The sequence below is a fragment of the Aminobacter niigataensis genome (assembly GCF_946995915.1).
Classification (GTDB): Bacteria; Pseudomonadota; Alphaproteobacteria; order Rhizobiales; family Rhizobiaceae; genus Aminobacter; species Aminobacter niigataensis.
In genome coordinates, this window is the sequence record NZ_OX341517.1 from 1,976,827 (window position 1) to 1,994,754 (window position 17,928).

Genomic DNA, 17,928 nt, shown 5'->3' on the forward strand with positions numbered 1-17,928 from the left:
TCGAAGCCTGTTTACGATATCGCCAGCATTGTTCGACGTTTGAATTTTTTCAACCCGCCATCCGATTTTAATTGATTGTGACGGCAGTGGTGCATATATCCCGGCTTGCCCAAAGTCGCACGTGCCTGTGGGTGTCCGCCGATCCCTCGAATGGCGAGGAAATCGGTAAGGTAACTGGAGCTAACCCCTCCAGTCGGTTTAGCGGCCAACCGCGAAATCGAGGACACCTTGAAGCAACGACGGTGCGGGCCTTTCTGGTTCTCTTCCGGCTGTCCAAAAGCCGGGGTTACTGAAGAGGCACACCTTCATTGCCGGCAGTGCGGAACGGGTCTTCCCATTTCCAAGCCAAGGCAGACAAAGCGAACCGAAGCCGGGCTGGCTCAGGTTCACCGCCGCGTGAAGCGCATTTATGGATCCAGGGTCTCCACAGGCTGGTTCCATCAAATAGCGATCATGTCTTTGTCCACCGCGGGATACCACGGCCGGGAACGGCCGTCCCGCAGCTTGATGATCTTGCGCGGCAGGACCGCGCGATGGAGAGACCTATGGCCACTCAGCGCATCCTCGACTTCCTCGCCACCCGACGTCCATCGGGCCCCTGCCTCGTCGTCGACCTCGACGTCGTGCGCGACAATTTCCGCGCCTTCGAAAAGGCCATGCCGGAGTCCAAGATCTACTACGCCGTGAAGGCAAACCCGGCGCCCGAGATCCTGCGCCTGCTTGCTTCGATGGGCTCGTCCTTCGACACCGCTTCGGTCGCCGAAGTCGAGATGGCCATGGATGCCGGCGCGCCGGCCGAGCGCATCTCCTTTGGCAACACCATCAAGAAGGAGCGTGACATCGCGCGTGCCTTCGCACTCGGCATCCGTCTGTTTGCCGTCGACAGCGTCGAAGAGGTGGAGAAGATCGCGCGTGCCGCCCCCGGCGCCCGCGTGTTCTGCCGCGTTCTGACCGATGGCGAAGGTGCGGAATGGCCGCTGTCGCGGAAGTTCGGCTGCGTGCCTGCCATGGCCGTCGACGTGCTGCGCCAGGCCAAGGCGCTCGGCCTCGATGCCTATGGCGTGTCGTTCCACGTCGGTTCCCAGCAGGTCGATCTCTCCGCCTGGGACCGCGCGCTGGCCGACGCCAAGATGGTGTTCGCCAAGCTTGCCGAAGAAGGCATCACGCTCGGCATGGTCAACATGGGCGGCGGCTTCCCGACGCGCTACCTGCGCGACGTGCCGGCTGCCCAGGCCTACGGCCAGGCCATCTTCGAGGCGCTGTCCAAGCACTTCGGCAACAACATCCCGGAGACGATCATCGAGCCGGGCCGCGGCATGGTCGGCAATGCCGGCGTCATCAAGTCGGAAGTCGTGCTGATCTCCAAGAAGGCCGACAACGACAATCTGCGCTGGGTGTTCCTTGACATCGGCAAGTTCGGCGGCCTCGCCGAGACGATGGACGAGGCGATCCGCTATCCGATCGTGACCGAACGCGATGCCGACGAAAAGTCGCCATGCGTGCTCGCCGGCCCGACCTGCGATTCGGCTGACGTGATGTACGAAAAGACGCCGTACCCGCTGCCCCTGTCGCTGACCATCGGCGACGAGGTGCTGATCGAGGGTACCGGCGCCTACACGACGACCTACTCGTCGGTCGCCTTCAACGGCTTCGAGCCTCTCCGATCCTACGTGATCTGACGGCTCGCAAGAGTTGATCAGATCACCCGGCGCGGGCGCAATCGGCGCCCGCACGGGTTCGCTTGTGGAACAGTTATCCGCTCGTGAAGGATCGCGGACATGCATATTGAAATCGAAAAAACCAAAACCTCGCCCGACATCGTGATCGTGGCCGAAACCCTCGCCGACGTTCCGGCGCGCGAAGCTCTGCTCGACCGCGCCATGGGCCTGAAGCGGCGCAAGAAGTCGTCGGAGAAGCTGCGCCGCGGGCGCCGCCCGTCCGAGGGCCTGGTGCTGATCGCCCGCAATGCCGAAGGCTCGGTGGTCGGCACCGTGCGGCTGTGGGACGTGCGCCTGGGCGAGGGTGGCCCGGCTGCGCTGCTGCTCGGCCCGCTTGCTGTCGACCAGTCGATGAAAAGCGCTGGCGTCGGCTCGGCGCTGATGCGCCACGCTCTCGCAGAGGCTGCGCGCCTCGGCCACCGCGCCATCCTGCTGGTCGGCGATGCGCCCTATTATGCGCGGTTCGGCTTCACCGCTGAGAAGACCGGGCAGCTTTCAATGCCGGGCCCTTACGAGCGCGAACGCTTTCTCGCGCTGGAACTTGTTTCGGGCGCCCTGGACGGTACCAAGGGCGTCCTGAAGGCCGCCGGCCGCAAGCTCAAGACCGAGCGCGCGCGGCTGGCTGCCTGATCGTGACCTTCCCGTGCCTGGCGGTAACGGGAAGGTCCATTAGGCCTGTTGAACCGAGGCCTTAGCCGAGCAGGCTGCTGAGGCCCATGGCCACCGACATGTCGCCTTCGACCTTGATCTTGCCGGTCATGAAAGCCATCGTCGGGTTGAGGTCGCCGGCGATGAGCGACTCCAGATCGTCGAGCGACAGCTTGATGGTGCAATCGGCCGGGGCGTCGGTGGTCGACAGGGTTGCGCCGTCGATGACGATGACGCCATCGGCGCCGGTGTCGAACTTGACCGAACGGTCGAAGCCGGAGCTCTCGACCTTCGACTTGATCTTGTCTGCGACTGTCTGAATGCTCATGGCTCTCTCCTGATCTTTCCTGAAAAGGCGCTTTGCGCCCGGCCTCCCCGGACCAATCCGGACAAGCCGGCCCGCGTCACAGGACTGCAAAGCCTATAGCGGCCAATTGACGTTTACGTCAACGTAGATTTGAGGAATGGCTCGTTCCGGCTGGCTCGCATCGAGTTCAGTGAGCGGCGGCCGGTGCCTCTCCGGCGGCTTCGGCCTCGGCCGATTTGGCCGCCGCTGTCGCCGCTGCAGAACGGCGACGCACCGCATTGTCGCGTACGTCGTCCGGCGTCAGGAAGTCGATCTGCTCGACCATCACCTCATGCACCAGCTTCTCGCCGATACGGGCGTTGATGCTGTCGCGCAGGCCATTGCGAAAGGCGTCGAGGTCGAGCTTGTCGTATTGGGTGAAATCGATCTGCGGGTTGCCGTAGAGATAGGAATAGACCTGGTCGACGAGCAGTGCGTCCATCGGCACCGACATCTTGGCGACCTGCTTGGGCTCGACCGTGTAGACCAGGCGCGTCAGGAAATAGCCCTCGACGCGCTCGCCCTTGAGCAGCGGCACCGAGATGACGTCGGTCTTGACGTAGTCCAGACCGCCGAGCAGCGGCTTCTTGTCGTCGGCCGCTGGCAAGTTGGCCGCAGCCTGGAACGAATAGAAGACCGCGCCGAGCGTCACGGCGACAATCCACAAGGCCGCCGCGATGAACTTGATCACCGCGCCCATCCGAATTCGTTGGCCGAGTAGGTGCCGTCGGTCTCGGAACGCTGGATGGCGTCCTTGAGCAGGTTGGCGACTTCGCTGACCGCGCTGAGATGGGCGAGGATGGCGCGTTCGTTGGCAGCGAGCTTGTCGCGCAAGCGCTCGACGCCGACCTTGAGATCGCCTGGGAAGTCCCCCTCGACCAGGCCCTTGGTGGCGCGCGTCAATTCGTAGAGATAGCGGCTCTTGCGCGCATTCGACGCCTTGATGTCGAACCGGGTGTCGGTGCGGATCGAGGCGGTTTCTTCTTCGACCGCCTCTTCGATGCGGCTGATGATGGCACCGATGTTGCCCGGCTGCGCCGACTGAACGAGTTCGATTGGCTCGGCCTTGGCCGGGAGGTTCGGCCTGTATTCGGAGAGATCCGACATATCTTACCCTCTAGGATTTCGTGTCAGTGACGGAGGAGGCGGCGTCGCGTCCCAGCGACTGGACCATCTTCCGTTGTATTTCCTGGATGACCGCAGTCGCCTGGCTTGCCTGCTCATCGAGCGCAGCCCGATCCGGGCCGCCGGACACCGGTCCGACCGGCAGCGCCTGCTCGTCCTTGATGTAGTGGTCGCGCATGAGAGCCTTGGCGATGCCGATGCCACCGGCTTCGGCGGTCTGGTCGGCCAGATGTTCGGCCATCATCGACTTCCACATGTCGCCGGCCATGCCCTTGCCATAGACGCTGTCGGTGTTCTTGGGCAGCATGTTCTCGATGAAGGTCTGCAGCACCATGGCCTCGAAGCGCTTCATGCTGGCGTCGGGGCTCGCCGCGTCGGGCTGGCGCGAGAGGCCGCCGGTGACCGCAGCCTCGGTGAGCGAGAAGGCGGCGCCGGTGCTGGCCGTCCGGTTGGCGAGCGCGGCACGCGCGGCCTGGATGCCGGCCGGCTCGACGGCCTTGGCAACGTCCAGAACGATGTCGCTGGGTGGGGAGATCGCCAAAGCTGGCTCGCCTTTCCGGGGTTTACGTTACTGCTGATTGTGGAGGGTCAAGCTTGCGGCAACCTTACTTGTCGTCACTGGGCTTTCTTTCGATGATTTCGAGACGCTCGCGGTCGGCACTGTCGCGCTCGTCGCGGCGCCTGACGTCGCGATAGGCGCGCTCGACCATGTTGGTGCGGGCGGTGGCGGTTGCGATCTTTCCGACCTCAAATCTGGCGAGGCCGAGGTTGAGCTGCTGCCTGTTGATCGCCGCCGAGATTCGCCGGTGATAGAGTTCCGGAAAGAGCTGGGGCATGCCGTCGGTGCTGTCGAAGCTTTCCGCCAGGGATTGCGCCTCGCTCTCAGCCGCGATGGCCTGGGCGACGAAACCGGCGTGACGCGTCTCGTGCAGCGCCTTGAGCTGCTCCTGCACCACGACCAGCTTCTTCAGCCGTTCCCTGCGCGAGGCCATGTCTACCTCCCCACCGTGATGTCGGCGAAGCCGTCGGCAAACAGGCTGAGCATGGTGGCGATACCGAAGTACATCAGGATCAAGCCGCCGGCGACGACGAAGGGCAGCGAGATGAAGTAGACCGGGATCTGCGGCGTCAGCTTGTTGACGAAGCCGATCGTCAGGTTGACCAGGATGGCGTAGGCGACGAACGGGCTGCCCAGCCTGAGCACGACCATGAAACTTTCCGACAGCGTGTCGGCGATGTCCACCAGCGCCGCCTGCGGGTTGAAGAACAGGTTGACCGGGGCAACCTGATAGGAGGCGACCAGCGCGCGGACGATCTCATGGTGGAAATTGAAGGCGAAGAGCAGGATCAGCGCCGAAATCGAGATGATCGATGCGAGCGGGGCCTGCGGCTCGTTTTCCTCGATGGCGTGGCCGCCGACGCCGCCATAGCCGATCAGCATGGCGATGGCCGAGCCCATGAACATCAGCGCCAGTATGTAGAGGCGCGCCATCAGGCCGATGAGGCCGCCGATGAGCAACTCCGAGGCGATCATCGGCATCAGCACGCCCGGGCGCGCATCGACATAGGGAAAGATCTGGTCCCAGAGGTGGACCAGAAGCCCGCCGGTGGCGGCGACGGCGACGAACAGCCGGACATGCATGGGCACGCGTACGCTCGAAATGCCGGGCATCAGCATGAAGCAGCTGCCGATGCGGCAAAAGGCGAGGAACGCCGCAAGGACGAACCCTTGCGCGGCAACATTCATGAGATGGTTCCAAGCACGCGCAGCTCGACGCCCTTGGCGATCTCGACATGGCTGAGCACCGGCAGGGTCGGGAACAGCCGTTCGATGATCATGCGGACATAGGGCCGGGCGTCGGGGGCGGTGACGAGCACGAAGCGCTCGCCGGCCTCGAGGTGGATGCGGATCGCCTTCGAGGCGTCCTGGCCGAATTCCTCGAGCTGGCGCGGGTCGATGTCGAATTCGCGTACTTCGCCCTTGGCGTCGCGTTTGAGGCTCTGGTGAAAGGCGAGGTCCCAGCGGTTGCCGAGACGCAGCACCTTGAGCACGCCGCTCTCGCCAAGGTCGCCGCAGATCTGCTGGGCCATGCGGATGCGGACATGTTCGACGATCTGCTCGGTGCGGCGGACATGGGGGGATATCTCAGCGATGGCCTCGATGATGAGGTGGAGATTGCGGATCGACACGCGCTCGGCGAGCAACAGCTTCAGCACGGCCTGCAGGCCGGGATAGGTGATGTGCGACGTGCAGATCTCGTCGGCGAGCTTGCGGTATTCCGGATCCTGGCGTTCGAGCAGCGCCTTCATGTCCTTGTAGGACAGCAATTGCGGCAGGTTGTTGCGGATCACCTCGGAGAGATGGGTGAGCAGCACCGACATGTTGTCGGCGAAGGTGAACTGCTCGCGCTTGAGGTCCTCGGCGAAGGAATCGAGCACCGAGAACGCGCGCATGCCGAAGGCGGGTTCGCGAACTTCCTCGCCCGGAATGTCGGGCAGTTCGCGCGAGCCGAGCAGCACCATGATCTCGCCGACGCGCATCTGGTATTCGGCGACGACCGTGCCGTGGATCTTGATCTGGTAGCTCTTGGGCGGGATCGAGTAGTCGTCGGTCATTCTGACTTCAGGCACGACGAAACCGTACTGGGTTGCGAACTTCTTGCGCATCTTCGACATGCGGAAGGCGAGTTCCTGATGCGTGGCAAGCAGGCGCGTCGACAACTGCTTGCCGATCAGGAGTTCGATCTCGGCGGTGGCGAGCGATGCCTTGACCGAGTTCTTTTCCTCTTCGACTTTGTCGACTTCCGCCTGCTTCTTCTCGGCATCGGCCTCGGCGACGCGGCGGTTGTGGCGCATCGGGATGACATAACCGAGTGCGGCCATGCCGGCAGCGAGCGTGACGAACGGGAACATCGGCAGGCCGGGCATCAAGCCGAGCAACAGCAGCAGGCCGGCGGCGACGTAGAGCGCGCGCGGATAGGCGCCGAGCTGGCCGAACACTGCCTGGTCGGTCGAGCCGCGCGTGCCGCCCTTGGAGACCAGCAGGCCGGCGGCGAGCGAGACGATGAGGGCCGGGATCTGGGTCACCAGACCGTCACCGACCGACAGCTTGATGAACACGTCGGCGGCTTCGCCCATGCCCATGTCGTGGCGGAAATAGCCGATGGCGATGCCGCCGACGATGTTGATGGCGGTGATCATCAGGCCGGCGATGGCGTCGCCGCGGACGAATTTCGAGGCACCGTCCATCGAGCCGAAAAACGAGCTTTCCTCTTCCAGTTCGCGGCGGCGCAATTGAGCGGTCTTGTCGTCGATCATGCCGGCGGCGAGATCGGCGTCGATCGACATCTGCTTGCCGGGGATGGCGTCGAGGGTGAAACGCGCCCCGACTTCAGCGATACGCGTCGCGCCCTTGGTGATGACGATGAAGTTCACCACGATCAGGATCAGGAAGACGATCAGGCCGATGACGAAATCGCCGGACATGACGAGGCTGGAGAAGCCCGAGATGACGTAGCCGGCGGCGTGCGTGCCCTCGTTGCCGTGCGAAAGGATCATGCGCGTGGTGGCGATGTTGAGCGACAGGCGCAGCATCGTGGCGATCAGCAGGATCGTCGGGAACGACGAGAAGTCCAGCGGCCGCTGGATCCACAGGGCGACCATGAGGATCAGCACTGAAATGGCGATGGAGAAGGCGAGGCCGACGTCGATCAGGAAAGCCGGGATCGGCAGGAACAGGACGACCAGGATAACCACGATGCCGAGCGCGAAGAAGACGTCGCGTCCGCTCTTGTTTGGCGCGCCTATGCCCGAAATGGTTTCACTGATCGCCATGGCTCATCCGATCGAATTCTGCCGCGAACCCATGCCACGGCCCGTTGACCCTATTGCTTCAAGCTTGCGCGAGGGTGGGAGCTTTCCCTCGAAGGGCCAAGCTTGCTCACCGCCACGCCCCGTTTCCGGTCTGGCTATTGTCTGGAGAATTCGGGAAGCGGGGCGCGGGGCCGTGCCTGCCGAATGCTAAATGGTGGCGCGAACCCGCGCACCGCCGGCGATTTCCGTTCCCGTCCGTTCCGCTTCCGGGGCATCGGGCATTTTCGCCCATGCCCCCACTAGCGCATCGTCCAGCGCACCCGGGCCGTAGTGCCCGAGGGGGAACCCTTGGACGGAACCTCCCCGGACCATGAGCCACGTTAGCCCACAATCGGAGGCGCCGGTTCCTCCCCGCATGCCACCGTCGCGACCGGCGTTCCCGCGGGAGAAACTGGCATGGATTGTACGGGAGGTTTTCAGGGCGTGGAAAAGAGGGATGGGTCTATCCACGCGGATTGCTGACAGATGGTGACACATCGGGATGTGTCGGGCATTGGTTCTGGACCAGATCGGCAATTGCCACTTCACGCATGGATCCTCGGGTCTCCGCAGGTCGCTTTGCTTCTGCTCCGCCCGAGGATGACGAGCTTCGTTAGACGTCGCCGCCAATCTTCAACGTATGCGATTGGCGAGGAAGGGAGGATCGCGATGTGGAGGGAAGGCTGCTCGCGAGGACATCCACGAAGCCGGTTTCGCTCACAGCCATCGCCGCACGCGTCGCCTGTAGTCGAGATACGCATCGCCGAAGCGACGTTCGAGGTAGGCCTCCTCGCGGGCAACGACGCCGTAGCGGATCACGATGGCAAGAGGAACAGTGAGGACAAGGATCCACGGGCTCAGTGCGGCGACGCCGATGCCGCCATAGAGCAGGAACATGCCGAGGTAGATAGGATTGCGCGTCCACCCGTGAATGCCTGAGGTGACGAGCACGCGGGTCGGCTCATAGGTGGGCACCGGTGTCGCCGCTCGCGAGAAGTTGCGAATACCCGCGATCGCGAGCGCAAAGCCGGTGAGGATCAGGCAACCGCCGACCAGACGGACCAGATCGCTCGCCGCGACAGGGGCCATCAAAGGCAGCAGGCGATCCGCGGCCAGTCCAAGCAGAAGAGCGCCAAGAAACAGCAGAGGCGGCCGCGCGATGACGCCTGCCGTTCCAGTGTCGTTCACTTGTTGGCCAGATGGTTCACGCATGAATGCTCCCGCAGATGCTGGAGGACGAAATTCAATGCAAAACGACAACCAAGGTGTCATTCTACAAATTGACAACCATGGTGTCAATGACGGAGGCTGTGCAGCTTGTTTTGCGCAATTCCGGACGGAAAACCGCTGCACACTTTTCCTGGAATTGCTCTCACGGGACGAAGGCGATGACGTCGGCACGACAGGAGACCGGGATGGCGGCTGAGACGGGGGCGGGCCCAACCGCCGACAACAAGGCAGAGGCGATCGCCGAGCTGATGCTCGAAGTGGCCCAGTGCTTCTTCAGGATACGGGCAATCGGCCAGAAGACCGGGTTAATCACCAGCTGGGGCGGCGGTGCGTTCGGCTTCATGCGAAGCCTGGCGGTGCTTGGTCCGCTGACGGTGCCGCAGGTCGCCCAGATGCGCCCCACAAGCCGCCAGCGCATGCAGCGGCTGGCGGACGAACTTGCGGCCGAGGGGCTGGTGGCATTCATCGAAAATCCGAAGCACCAGCGCTCGAAGTTGGTGCAGCTGACGGCGAAAGGCGAGGCGCGCTATCGCGAGATGAACGCCCAGCTCCTGGCGATCGCCTCGAGCATGGGCGTCGCCCTCAGCGAAGCCGATATCCTCAGGACCACCGAGATCGTGCGGCAGCTGAGCGATGATGTGAAAGCGCGGTCGGAGCGGCTGCCGTAGCAGGCACCGCCACGCTGTTCAGGCGCTCTTGGGTTTCTTCTGCGAGCGGACGGATCGGGCGGCGAGCACCGAGGTGTTCAGGGCCACGGCGGCGCGGATGAGCGCCTTCAACGCCTCTTCATCGATGGTGTCGCCCTCGTGGAAATCGATGGCACGCCTGGTGTTGCCTTCGAGGCTGGAGTTGAACAGGCCCTTCGGGTCTTCCACCGAGGCGCCCTTGGCGAAGGTCATCTTCACGGCGTTCTTGTAGGTCTCGCCGGTGCAGATGATGCCGGCATGCGACCAGACCGGAACGCCGCGCCACTTCACCTCCTCGACCACCTCGGGGTCGGCCTGCCTGATGAGGGCGCGGATCCGGGCAAGTGTCTGGCCGCGCCAATCGTCGAGCGCAGTGATCTTCTCATCGATCTGCCGGGAAGCTGCGACTCCGCTGCCCGCTTCATTCGAGGCCGTTTTCTTTTCCATTCTTTCCTCCTCGATGGGCAGATTGCGCTTGACCTTCAATGCAGGTCGATCGGGCCCTTCGGTGTGACGATGGCGGCGGCGAGGCTGGTGGGGCGCTCGATCAGACGATGGACGCGTGGCGGCTGGGCGCCGCTGTGCAGCGACCTGAGCTTCTCGCCGATCTCGGCGTCGGCATGGGTGGCGCGCTGGTTGTGGCGGACATATTCGAGCCAGGTCGGCGTGTGGTAGCTCTCGACCCAGATCTCGGGGTTTTCCAGGTCGCGTGCCAGCGTCCAGTTGCGGGCGCCGTCGCGGCGGCGGATGCGGCGACGCTCGGCCATGGCATCGAGGAAGGCGGGTACGTCTTCCTCGCGGATGATGAACTCGATGATGATGGCGATGGGACCGCTGCGCGGCTGGACGTCGAGCGCCAGATGCGGTTCGCGGAAGCGGTTCAGCGGGTCGAGGTTGAGCGCCGTATGCTCGGGCAGAGGCAGAAGGAAACCGATCGCGGCGCCGGCCAGCATGACGATGCCGGCGACGATGAGGGCGGTGGCCGGGCCATGGCCTTCGGCGATCAGGCCCCAGACCCAGCTGCCGAGCGCCATGCCGCCGAAGGTCGCCATCTGGTAGATCGAGAGCGCGCGACCGACGACCCAGCGCGGCGTCGACATCTGCACGGTGATGTTGAAGTGCGACAGCGCCAGCACCCAGCACGCGCCGCCGATGAGCAGGCCGGCGCTGGTGACCCAGGCGTTCGAGCTCCAGGCGGCGATCCAGCTGCACAGGGCAAAGCCGAGAAAGGACGAGCGCACGATCGCCTCGCTCGACATGCTGCTGCGGATGCGGCCGCTGATCAGCGCACCGCCGACGGCGCCGACGCCGAAAGCGCCGAGCATGATGCCGTAGGTCAGCGGGCCGCCGGCGACGAGGTCGCGCGCGACGAGCGGCAGCAGCGCCTGGAGGACGACGGCGGTGAAGCCGAAGGCGAAGCTGCGCAGCAGGACCTTGCCGATGTTGGGCGACATGGCGATGTAGCGCAGCCCCGCGCCCATGGCGTGGCCGAGCGTTTCGCGCGGCAGCGGGTTCGCCGGATACTGCGGACGCCAGCGAAACAGGACGAAGATGATGGCGAAATAGCTCAGCGTGTTGACGGCGAAGGCGGCAGCCGCTCCGGCGGCGGCGACGATGATGCCGCCGATGGCCGGGCCGACGCTGCGCGTCATGTTGAAGCCCATCGAATTGAGCGCCACCGCCGCCGGCATGACCGGGCGGGGAACCATGTCGCCGACGGAGGCCTGCCAGGACGGGTTGTTAAGCGCCGTGCCGCAGCCGATGAGGAAGGTGAAGGCGAGCAGCAGCCACGGCGTGATAAGGCCGAGATAGGCAACGAGCGTCAGCAGCGCCGAGACCGCCAGCATGAAGCACTGGGCCGTCAACATGACGCGGCGGCGGTCGAAGCTGTCGGCAAGGGCGCCCGAGACCAGCGAAAACAGCATGATCGGCAGCGTGATCGAGGCCTGGACCAGCGCCACCATGTCCGACGAGGTGGCGATCGAGGTCATCAGCCAGGCGGCGCCGACCGACTGGATCAGGCTGCCGAAATTCGATGCCAGGCTGGCGAGCCAGACGGAACGGAAAATGCCGTGCTTGAACGGCTCGAGTGCAGAACCTCGCTCGTACTGGTGGTCGTCGTCCATGCGCCAAGCCGGCCGAGCCGGATGCCCTCGTGTGAATCGTCGTCGTGCGACTAGACCATGATCGGCGAGCGGGGTGAACCCATTTGTCGAAGGCCGGCATAGGCCAAGGCCGGTTCGCCGGCGGTCCAGTGGGCGCAGGCCCGCGGCTTGCTCAGAAACCGGTTTCGATGCGCTCGAAGATGACGTTGGTGAAGGCTGAGATCTGGGCGCCGATGAACGGGCCGGTCAGCGCCACGACCAGGAAGATGGCGACGATCTTGGGCACGAAGGTGAGGGTGATTTCCTGGATCTGGGTCAGCGCCTGGATGAGGGCGATGCCGACGCCGACCAGCATGGCTGCGGCCACGGCGGGCGCCGAGGCGGTCAGCACGGTCCAGATGGCGAACTGGACAAGGTCGAGGGCATCGGCCTCGTTCACGCCGGCGTGGCCTTGATCGAAACGCCGGGATTGATGACGACCTGCTTGCCGTCGGTCAGGACGGCGACGACGCCGTCCTTGAACAGGCGGACTTCGGCGACGACGCCGGAAGTCTTGCCGTCGGGCGAGGTGACGGTCCGGCCGATCAGCGCGTCGGCCTGGGCGAGCGCCGAGCCCTGCAGGATCTGGTCGAGGCGCGTGTTCATCTGCACCGACTGTTCGACCTGCGAGAAGGTGGCGAGCTGCGCCACATACTGGGTCGAGTCCATCGGCTTGGTCGGGTCCTGGTTCTTCATCTGCGCGACGAGCAGCTTGAGGAACGAATTGTAGTCGACCTGGGTCTTGGACGGCGCCGGCGTGCCGGTGGCCGTCTTGTTGGTGCTGGTGGAGCCCGGCACCGAGGCGGTGTAGTCGATGGCCATCAGAATGTACCTCCGGCTGCGATGGCGTGCTCGGCCAGCTGTGGCTGGTCGTTGCTGGCCATGGCGCGCTTTTCCAGGGGATAGAGCGAGCGGATGGTCTTCAGCGCCTCGTAGACATGGTCCTCGGCGACGAGGCGGTCGATATGCTTGAGGCTCGACAGGATCTCGGGATTGTCGAAGGTGGCGAGCAGCAGCGGCAGAGACCGGCGGAACATATCGCGAGCCTCGACGGCGCCGACGGGATCGACCAGCATGACCTGCAGGATGAAGTAGAGCTGGCGCAGCGGCGTCGATGCCTGCTCGGGCTGCAGCACATGGCTTTCGAGCAGGAACTGCACGTCGTTGAGCAATTCGAGCGAGACCTTGCGGTCGACGCGGACGACCGCGCCGTTGATGTAGATCTTCTCGTTGGCCTTCAGCGAAATCTTCAGGGTGTTTTTCATTGGATGCCGTCGCGGATGATCTGCGAGACCTCGATCAGGCCTTCGAAGCTGTCGGTGCGGCCCTGGCGGATGTCTTCGGCTTCACGCAGCAGCCACAGGCCGATGGAGATGAGATTGGCGCGGAGTTCCTTCGGCAGCTCGTTCTCGGGGCTGCCGAGGTCGTCGAGCAGCGATGTCCACACCCGGTTGGTGAAGTTCAGCGCCTGGATGGCCTCGTTGGAATTGGCTCCGACCTCGCTGGCCGTGGTCAGCATGTCGATCGAGCGCGTGAGAAGCTGACGTTCGCGATCCCGCGCATCGGCGACGGAGTCGGTCTGGATGTCGGCATAGGAGAATTGATACATATGCGTCCCGTTTGTTGCCGGTCAGGTCAGAGATACTTCATCAGGCTGAGCTGCTGGATGCGCGCGGTCAGCGCGTAGGATCTGTCTATCTGCGATACCAGGTCGGCGACGCGCGCCGAAGCCACGTAGTAGTCGACACCCTCGGTGTCGAGGATGTAGCGCTCGTACAGGTCCACCTGCACGTTGATGCGGTCGGTGGCGCTCTTGACGCGCTGTTCGATGATGCCGGTCTGCGCTTCCAGCTGGCCGATGTCGCTGATGGCCTCGCCGATGCTCGACACGGCATGGGTGACGAGCGCGCCACGTGCGGCGTTGCCGACATTGCTGTCGAGCAGGTCGCTGATGATGGCGGCCGACATGGCGATCTTGCGAATGCCCTCGTTGTTGGCGCTGACCGAGGTCTCGGTGGTCTCGTTGAGCGTGATGCGGCTGGTGATGCCTTGATTGGTGGCATTCGACCACGGGCTGCCGGCCGCCTGCCAGCCCGTACCGAGGAACATCGGCTCGACGACGGTGGTCATGAAATTGTTCATGTCGGCCGCGGTGATGTCCTGGGCGTCGGCATGGTTCTGATTGAAGCCGAAATAGCCGGCGAAGGCGGCGTCGAAGGCCACCTTGGTCGCCGAGCCCGGCTTGAAGTCGTTGATCGGCTTGACGTCGGTGTTGGTGCCGGAGAACAGATATTCGCCGTTGAGGCTGGTGTTGAGCACCGAGGTCAGCGTGTCGAGCGTGGCACGCCCGCTCTTCTGGGTCAGCGCGTAGGCGGCATCGCCCGAGGCACTGCTGGTCAGGCTCGACAGGAAGGACTGGGCGGCGGCGCCAACCTGGGTCAAGGCTTTCTGCGTCGCCGATAGCCGGGCCGAAACCAGCCCGTTGGAATCGACGATGCCGCCGAGCCTTTCGAGGTCGCGATGGAGCGTGACCGACTGGGCGGTGCGGGCGCCAAGCGCCAGTCCGGTGTCGGCGACGAATCCAGACGAGGCTTCCTTCTGTGCCTTGGCCAATTCCGACTGCTGGCGCAGCAGCGAGTAGCGCAGTGCGCTGGTGACGGCGGCGGAAGAGACGAAGGTGGTTTTCATCGCTACCTCACCGCCGCAAGCAGCGCCGACAGCATCTCGTCGACCGCCTTAATGAGGCGCGCCGAGGCCTGGTAGGATTGTTCGAGTTCGAGCAGCAGCGACATTTCGACGTCGACATTGACCGACGTCTCGTTGGACAGCGCCTCGGCCGTGCGCACGGCCAGCGCTTCCTTGGTCTCGGACGCGCTGGAAGCCTGCTTGCGCATGCCCTCGAGCCAGCCGATCGAGTTGGTGGTGAAGGTGCTGAGGCTCGACGAGGCGCTGATGCCCGCGGCCGGATCGAAGCTCATGGTCTGGTCGATGCGGTCGCCGTAGGAGATCAGCAGGTCGGCGTAGGAGGCGTTCGCTGCCGGGTTCTTGATGTAGCCAGCACCATTGATGCCGCCGTCGCGCAGCAGCTTGGGGTTGCCACCGGCAGCCGGATCAACGGCCGGATTGAGGCGGATCGAGCGGGCGAGGCCGTTGACCAGTCCGCCGGGGACCGCCGGTCCGCCCGACCAGGTGAACAGGCCGGCCTGGTCGGCAAGCGCGGGCGCGGTTTCGGAAAAAGCCGTGATCAGGCCGCGCGCCGTCTCGTCGAGCTGGGCCTGCATGGTGACGGCGACGCTGTCGCGCAACTGGACGAGGCCGGCGAGCTTGCCCGCCGCATCGGTGTTGGCGCCGGTGCCGGGCTGAACCGGCACGCCGTCGATGTAGATCTTGTTGCCGGCGGCACCTGGGGCATAGCCGGCCGATGGGGAGAAGCTGACAGCACGCGGGACGGTTTCGAACAATGTCGAACCGTCGGCCGTGGTGATGACCATGTCGTTGTCGGAGCGCTTGAAGGTCGAGATCGGCACGATCTCGGAGATCTTCTTCAGGATGGCGTCGCGCTGGTCTAGCGAATCGTTGACGTCGCGGCCGGTGCGGGTGCCCGCGATGATGGTCTTGTTGGCCTGCTCGAAATCGGCCAGAAGCCGGTTCAGATCGTCGACCGTGGTGGCGATTTCGCTGTCGGTCTCGGTGCGGAAACGCTGGATCGCGCTGGACCCGTCGTTGAGCGTGCGGACCACCTGGCGGGCGGCGTCGATCGCGGCTACGCCGAGGTTCTGGTTGGACGGGGAGGCGGCGTAGAACTGCAGCGCCTGCTGGAACTTGCCGAGCGCCGTTGCCGGCGAGCCCGCATTGTCGCTGCCGTTCACGTCGAGGGTGAGTTTCTGCAGGCCCTCGAAGAGCGTGCTCTGGCCGGAGAAGGAGGCGAGCGCGGACAGGTTCTGACGGAACAGAAGTTCGTTGGTCGCCCGCTGTATCTCGACGACGCGCGCGCCAGGGCCGGTGCTTGCCAGCATGGCCGAGCGGCGCGCGTAGTCGGGGTTCTGCGCCTCCGAGACGTTGCGGGAAACGTTGCTGGTCTGGCGCGACGTGTGGAGAAGCGCGGATTGGGCGATGTTGAGGGCAGACGTCAGGGACATGCGGGATCTTTCGCGGGCTGAGGCCCGTCAGTCCTATCTCTTCAGGTTGACGAGGACATCCATGAGGTCGGCGCCGGTTTGGAAGACCTTGGAATTGGCGGTGTAGTTGCGCTGGGACTCGATCATGGCGGTGAGTTCTTCGGCGATGTCGACGTTGGAATTCTCCACCGCGCCGGAGACGACCTTGCCGTTCTTGCCTTCGGTCGGCCAGCCGATGGTGACTGCGCCCGATTCCGCGCCCTGGCTGAAGACGTTGCCGGAGATGACGGTCAGCTTGTCGGGGCTGGGGACGTTGGCCATGGGGATCGAGAACAGCGCCTTCATCGAGCCGTTGGCATATTGGGCGTAGACGGTGCCGTCCTTGTCGATCTCGATGCGCTCGATCTTGCTGGGCGGGCTGCCGTCGATGACGGCCTTGGCGACACTGTAGTCGGCATCGGCCTGCGTCATCTTCGAGAGGTCGATGGTCAGCGCGGCGCCGCCCGGTACGGTCAGCGTGATGTCGGTCGCGCTCGTGGCGGTCAGCTTGCCGGTGGCGTCGAAATCGAGCGTCTCGGTGGAAAGTGCAGCTCCCGTGTATGGGAAGCCTCCCGCCGTTGCCTGCGACTGGTCGAAGACCGTGACTTCCCAGGTGCCTGCCGCCGTCTTGCTCATGTAGACGTCGAGGATCACCTGCCCGCCGGCGCTGTTGTAGGCGACCACAGACGATTTGGCCGTATAGGCAGCCGTGGCGGCGTTGGCCGATGGCAGATTGGCAGCCGGGACGATGGTCGCATCGCGCGGCAGGTTGGCCGCGAACGTGCCGTTCTCGCTCGCCGCCCACTGGGGCGTCGTGTCGTCGATCTTGATGGCGTCGATCTGGCTGGGGTCTATCGGCGCACCCGGCCTGGGGCCCTGGCTCAGATCCCAGCCCTGGAGCCTGAAACCGGCGGTGTTGACGAGATAGCCGTCCTTGTCGGGCACGAAGGCGCCGGCGCGGGTCAGGAACGTGGTGCCGCCAGCGTCTTCGACGACGAAGAAGCCGTCGCCGTCGATGGCGAGATCGGTGACCGACGTGGTGTATTGCAGGGCGCCCTGCTTGCTGATCGAGTTGATCACCGTGGTGGTGACGCCGCCGGAATTGTAGCTGCCGGCAGTGCTCGGCAGGACCAGGGACGAGAATTCGGTAGAGGCGCGCTTGTAGCCGGTCGTGCTCGAATTGGCGATGTTGTCAGCGACCGTCGAGAGGCGGTTCGCCTGGGAGTTCATCCCCGACACGCCAGTCCGCATCATTCCATAGAGGCTCATCGGTGGTCTCTCCAATTCTCATGCCACGAAGCAAAACTACGCAACATGTCTTGCGCGAGGCTGGTCAGACAACCAGCCGGTAGCCAAGGAAGCGTTTTGAATCGATCGGATCGTGGCCGAGACGCTCACGCAGCTTCTTGCGCAGCTTGGAGATGTGGCTTTCGACGACATTTTCTTCGACTTCTTCGTCGAAGACACCATAGATGGCGTTGAACACCTGGGTCTTTGTGACGCGGCGGCCGCTGTTGCTTGCCAGATATTCGAGGATGCGGCGTTCGCGGCGCGGCAGCGGCATCGGCTGGCCGTCGATCTCGGGATCGCGGCCATCCATGAAGATGCGCATGGCGCCGATCTGGGTGAAGCCGGTGTCTTCCTGGGCGCGGCGGCGGATCGCCGAGATGCGGGCCAGGATTTCGCGGATGTGGACCGGCTTGCGAATGACGTCGTCGACGCCGGATTCGAAAAGCTTGAGCGTGTTCTCGAGATTGTTCTGCTCGCTGAGCGCGATCACGGGCGCCTTGGAGCGGTCCCGCAGCTGGCGCGGAGAGATCGAACCCTCGTTGCAGTCGCCAATGAGGAAGGCGCGCACCGAGCGCAGATCCTCTTCGGGAGCGCTGGTCACCCATTCGCCGAACTCGCCCGAACGGAAGCCCGCGCAAGCCACGCCCTCCCGGTCGAAAAGTGAATTATAGCCTTTAGTGACGAGCTCGCGCTCGTCGACAACAACAATCATCGGCCCCGCCTCCGAATCAG

Annotated in this window: 22 protein-coding genes; 4 read left to right on the top strand and 18 right to left on the bottom strand. The window is 64.3% G+C overall.

The features are described 5' to 3' along the window. Positions 1 to 545 precede the first annotated feature (545 nt). Both odc2 and O1Y97_RS09520 read left to right on the top strand, forming a co-directional pair. Positions 546 to 1,679 (top strand): ornithine/lysine decarboxylase, encoded by a 1,134-nt coding sequence (odc2, locus tag O1Y97_RS09515; protein ID WP_108607108.1) that lies wholly within the window; start codon positions 546 to 548, stop codon positions 1,677 to 1,679. Positions 1,680 to 1,778: 99 nt separating this feature from the next. After that, positions 1,779 to 2,348, top strand: a complete 570-nt coding sequence (locus tag O1Y97_RS09520) for a GNAT family N-acetyltransferase (protein WP_318763845.1) — start codon at positions 1,779 to 1,781, stop codon at positions 2,346 to 2,348. A gap of 61 nt (positions 2,349 to 2,409) precedes the next feature. Here O1Y97_RS09520 and O1Y97_RS09525 read toward each other — a convergent pair whose 3' ends face one another. The 8 genes from O1Y97_RS09525 to O1Y97_RS09560 all read right to left on the bottom strand — a co-directional run bounded on the left by O1Y97_RS09525 (position 2,410) and on the right by O1Y97_RS09560 (position 8,901). Continuing rightward, the gene (locus tag O1Y97_RS09525) at positions 2,410 to 2,751 is read right to left on the bottom strand and encodes an SCP2 sterol-binding domain-containing protein (protein ID WP_318764184.1); all 342 of its coding nucleotides are present in this window, start codon (positions 2,749 to 2,751) and stop codon (positions 2,410 to 2,412) included. A gap of 109 nt (positions 2,752 to 2,860) precedes the next feature. Next, positions 2,861 to 3,412, bottom strand: coding sequence for a hypothetical protein (locus tag O1Y97_RS09530; RefSeq protein ID WP_108607111.1), 552 nt, complete (start codon positions 3,410 to 3,412; stop codon positions 2,861 to 2,863). Further along, on the bottom strand, positions 3,400 to 3,819 hold the full coding sequence (locus O1Y97_RS09535) for a hypothetical protein (protein ID WP_108607112.1): 420 nt from the start codon (positions 3,817 to 3,819) through the stop codon (positions 3,400 to 3,402). Before O1Y97_RS09535 ends, O1Y97_RS09530 begins: the two co-directional genes overlap by 13 nt. Before the next feature lie 10 nt (positions 3,820 to 3,829). Continuing rightward, complete coding sequence (locus O1Y97_RS09540; RefSeq protein ID WP_318763846.1) at positions 3,830 to 4,378, bottom strand: rod-binding protein; 549 nt, start codon at positions 4,376 to 4,378, stop codon at positions 3,830 to 3,832. A 64-nt stretch (positions 4,379 to 4,442) separates the two neighbouring features. Beyond that, on the bottom strand, positions 4,443 to 4,829 hold the full coding sequence (locus O1Y97_RS09545; RefSeq protein WP_108607114.1) for a hypothetical protein: 387 nt from the start codon (positions 4,827 to 4,829) through the stop codon (positions 4,443 to 4,445). 2 nt (positions 4,830 to 4,831) lie between these two features. Next, positions 4,832 to 5,584 (bottom strand): flagellar biosynthetic protein FliR, encoded by a 753-nt coding sequence (gene fliR, locus O1Y97_RS09550; RefSeq protein WP_108607115.1) that lies wholly within the window; start codon positions 5,582 to 5,584, stop codon positions 4,832 to 4,834. After that, positions 5,581 to 7,671: a flagellar biosynthesis protein FlhA gene (gene flhA / locus O1Y97_RS09555; protein ID WP_108607116.1), complete on the bottom strand. Its 2,091-nt coding sequence runs from the start codon at positions 7,669 to 7,671 to the stop codon at positions 5,581 to 5,583. Before flhA ends, fliR begins: the two co-directional genes overlap by 4 nt. A 735-nt stretch (positions 7,672 to 8,406) precedes the next feature. Further along, positions 8,407 to 8,901 carry a methyltransferase family protein gene (locus O1Y97_RS09560; RefSeq protein WP_318763847.1) on the bottom strand — a complete coding sequence of 165 codons (495 nt, stop codon included), beginning with the start codon at positions 8,899 to 8,901 and terminating at the stop codon, positions 8,407 to 8,409. Between the two features lie 34 nt (positions 8,902 to 8,935). On the opposite strand from O1Y97_RS09560, the gene O1Y97_RS09565 reads away from it, so the two are divergent. Both O1Y97_RS09565 and O1Y97_RS09570 read left to right on the top strand, forming a co-directional pair. Next, entirely contained in the window at positions 8,936 to 9,115 is a 180-nt protein-coding gene (locus tag O1Y97_RS09565; RefSeq protein ID WP_159091618.1) for a hypothetical protein, read from the top strand. Then, positions 9,105 to 9,587, top strand: a complete 483-nt coding sequence (locus O1Y97_RS09570) for a MarR family winged helix-turn-helix transcriptional regulator (RefSeq protein ID WP_318763848.1) — start codon at positions 9,105 to 9,107, stop codon at positions 9,585 to 9,587. Before O1Y97_RS09565 ends, O1Y97_RS09570 begins: the two co-directional genes overlap by 11 nt. An 18-nt stretch (positions 9,588 to 9,605) precedes the next feature. On the opposite strand, the gene O1Y97_RS09575 is transcribed toward O1Y97_RS09570, so the two are convergent. The 10 genes from O1Y97_RS09575 to O1Y97_RS09620 form a co-directional block, all read right to left on the bottom strand. Continuing rightward, positions 9,606 to 10,052, bottom strand: a complete 447-nt coding sequence (locus tag O1Y97_RS09575; RefSeq protein ID WP_318763849.1) for a DUF1801 domain-containing protein — start codon at positions 10,050 to 10,052, stop codon at positions 9,606 to 9,608. 35 nt (positions 10,053 to 10,087) lie between these two features. After that, positions 10,088 to 11,731 (bottom strand): MFS transporter, encoded by a 1,644-nt coding sequence (locus tag O1Y97_RS09580; RefSeq protein ID WP_318763850.1) that lies wholly within the window; start codon positions 11,729 to 11,731, stop codon positions 10,088 to 10,090. A gap of 151 nt (positions 11,732 to 11,882) precedes the next feature. Then, on the bottom strand, positions 11,883 to 12,149 hold the full coding sequence (gene fliQ / locus O1Y97_RS09585) for a flagellar biosynthesis protein FliQ (RefSeq protein WP_108607121.1): 267 nt from the start codon (positions 12,147 to 12,149) through the stop codon (positions 11,883 to 11,885). Next, positions 12,146 to 12,571, bottom strand: coding sequence for a flagellar hook assembly protein FlgD (flgD, locus tag O1Y97_RS09590; RefSeq protein ID WP_108607122.1), 426 nt, complete (start codon positions 12,569 to 12,571; stop codon positions 12,146 to 12,148). The genes fliQ and flgD overlap by 4 nt, the downstream gene beginning before the upstream one ends. Continuing rightward, positions 12,571 to 13,014, bottom strand: coding sequence for a flagellar biosynthesis repressor FlbT (flbT, locus tag O1Y97_RS09595; RefSeq protein ID WP_108607123.1), 444 nt, complete (start codon positions 13,012 to 13,014; stop codon positions 12,571 to 12,573). The genes flgD and flbT overlap by 1 nt, the downstream gene beginning before the upstream one ends. Beyond that, entirely contained in the window at positions 13,011 to 13,358 is a 348-nt protein-coding gene (gene flaF / locus O1Y97_RS09600) for a flagellar biosynthesis regulator FlaF (RefSeq protein ID WP_108607124.1), read from the bottom strand. Before flaF ends, flbT begins: the two co-directional genes overlap by 4 nt. Before the next feature lie 26 nt (positions 13,359 to 13,384). Then, positions 13,385 to 14,437 (bottom strand): flagellar hook-associated family protein, encoded by a 1,053-nt coding sequence (locus O1Y97_RS09605; protein ID WP_318763851.1) that lies wholly within the window; start codon positions 14,435 to 14,437, stop codon positions 13,385 to 13,387. Positions 14,438 to 14,439: 2 nt separating this feature from the next. Continuing rightward, on the bottom strand, positions 14,440 to 15,888 hold the full coding sequence (gene flgK, locus O1Y97_RS09610) for a flagellar hook-associated protein FlgK (protein WP_108607126.1): 1,449 nt from the start codon (positions 15,886 to 15,888) through the stop codon (positions 14,440 to 14,442). A 33-nt stretch (positions 15,889 to 15,921) separates the two neighbouring features. Further along, complete coding sequence (locus O1Y97_RS09615) at positions 15,922 to 17,175, bottom strand: flagellar hook protein FlgE (RefSeq protein ID WP_108607127.1); 1,254 nt, start codon at positions 17,173 to 17,175, stop codon at positions 15,922 to 15,924. Between the two features lie 64 nt (positions 17,176 to 17,239). After that, the gene (locus O1Y97_RS09620; RefSeq protein ID WP_108607128.1) at positions 17,240 to 17,908 is read right to left on the bottom strand and encodes a response regulator transcription factor; all 669 of its coding nucleotides are present in this window, start codon (positions 17,906 to 17,908) and stop codon (positions 17,240 to 17,242) included. Positions 17,909 to 17,928 lie beyond the last annotated feature (20 nt).

Excerpts from the sequence above, each read along its gene's own strand:
- odc2 (WP_108607108.1), top strand. The coding sequence starts at position 546 with ATGGCCACTCAGCGCATCCTCGACTTCCTCGCCACCCGACGTCCATCG.
- O1Y97_RS09520 (WP_318763845.1), top strand. The coding sequence starts at position 1,779 with ATGCATATTGAAATCGAAAAAACCAAAACCTCGCCCGACATCGTGATC.
- O1Y97_RS09530 (WP_108607111.1), bottom strand. The coding sequence starts at position 3,412 with ATGGGCGCGGTGATCAAGTTCATCGCGGCGGCCTTGTGGATTGTCGCC.
- O1Y97_RS09535 (WP_108607112.1), bottom strand. The coding sequence starts at position 3,819 with ATGTCGGATCTCTCCGAATACAGGCCGAACCTCCCGGCCAAGGCCGAG.
- O1Y97_RS09545 (WP_108607114.1), bottom strand. The coding sequence starts at position 4,829 with ATGGCCTCGCGCAGGGAACGGCTGAAGAAGCTGGTCGTGGTGCAGGAG.
- fliR (WP_108607115.1), bottom strand. The coding sequence starts at position 5,584 with ATGAATGTTGCCGCGCAAGGGTTCGTCCTTGCGGCGTTCCTCGCCTTT.
- flhA (WP_108607116.1), bottom strand. The coding sequence starts at position 7,671 with ATGGCGATCAGTGAAACCATTTCGGGCATAGGCGCGCCAAACAAGAGC.
- O1Y97_RS09560 (WP_318763847.1), bottom strand. The coding sequence starts at position 8,901 with ATGCGTGAACCATCTGGCCAACAAGTGAACGACACTGGAACGGCAGGC.
- O1Y97_RS09565 (WP_159091618.1), top strand. The coding sequence starts at position 8,936 with ATGCAAAACGACAACCAAGGTGTCATTCTACAAATTGACAACCATGGT.
- O1Y97_RS09570 (WP_318763848.1), top strand. The coding sequence starts at position 9,105 with ATGGCGGCTGAGACGGGGGCGGGCCCAACCGCCGACAACAAGGCAGAG.
- O1Y97_RS09575 (WP_318763849.1), bottom strand. The coding sequence starts at position 10,052 with ATGGAAAAGAAAACGGCCTCGAATGAAGCGGGCAGCGGAGTCGCAGCT.
- O1Y97_RS09580 (WP_318763850.1), bottom strand. The coding sequence starts at position 11,731 with ATGGACGACGACCACCAGTACGAGCGAGGTTCTGCACTCGAGCCGTTC.
- flgD (WP_108607122.1), bottom strand. The coding sequence starts at position 12,571 with ATGGCCATCGACTACACCGCCTCGGTGCCGGGCTCCACCAGCACCAAC.
- flbT (WP_108607123.1), bottom strand. The coding sequence starts at position 13,014 with ATGAAAAACACCCTGAAGATTTCGCTGAAGGCCAACGAGAAGATCTAC.
- flaF (WP_108607124.1), bottom strand. The coding sequence starts at position 13,358 with ATGTATCAATTCTCCTATGCCGACATCCAGACCGACTCCGTCGCCGAT.
- O1Y97_RS09605 (WP_318763851.1), bottom strand. The coding sequence starts at position 14,437 with ATGAAAACCACCTTCGTCTCTTCCGCCGCCGTCACCAGCGCACTGCGC.
- flgK (WP_108607126.1), bottom strand. The coding sequence starts at position 15,888 with ATGTCCCTGACGTCTGCCCTCAACATCGCCCAATCCGCGCTTCTCCAC.
- O1Y97_RS09615 (WP_108607127.1), bottom strand. The coding sequence starts at position 17,175 with ATGAGCCTCTATGGAATGATGCGGACTGGCGTGTCGGGGATGAACTCC.
- O1Y97_RS09620 (WP_108607128.1), bottom strand. The coding sequence starts at position 17,908 with ATGATTGTTGTTGTCGACGAGCGCGAGCTCGTCACTAAAGGCTATAAT.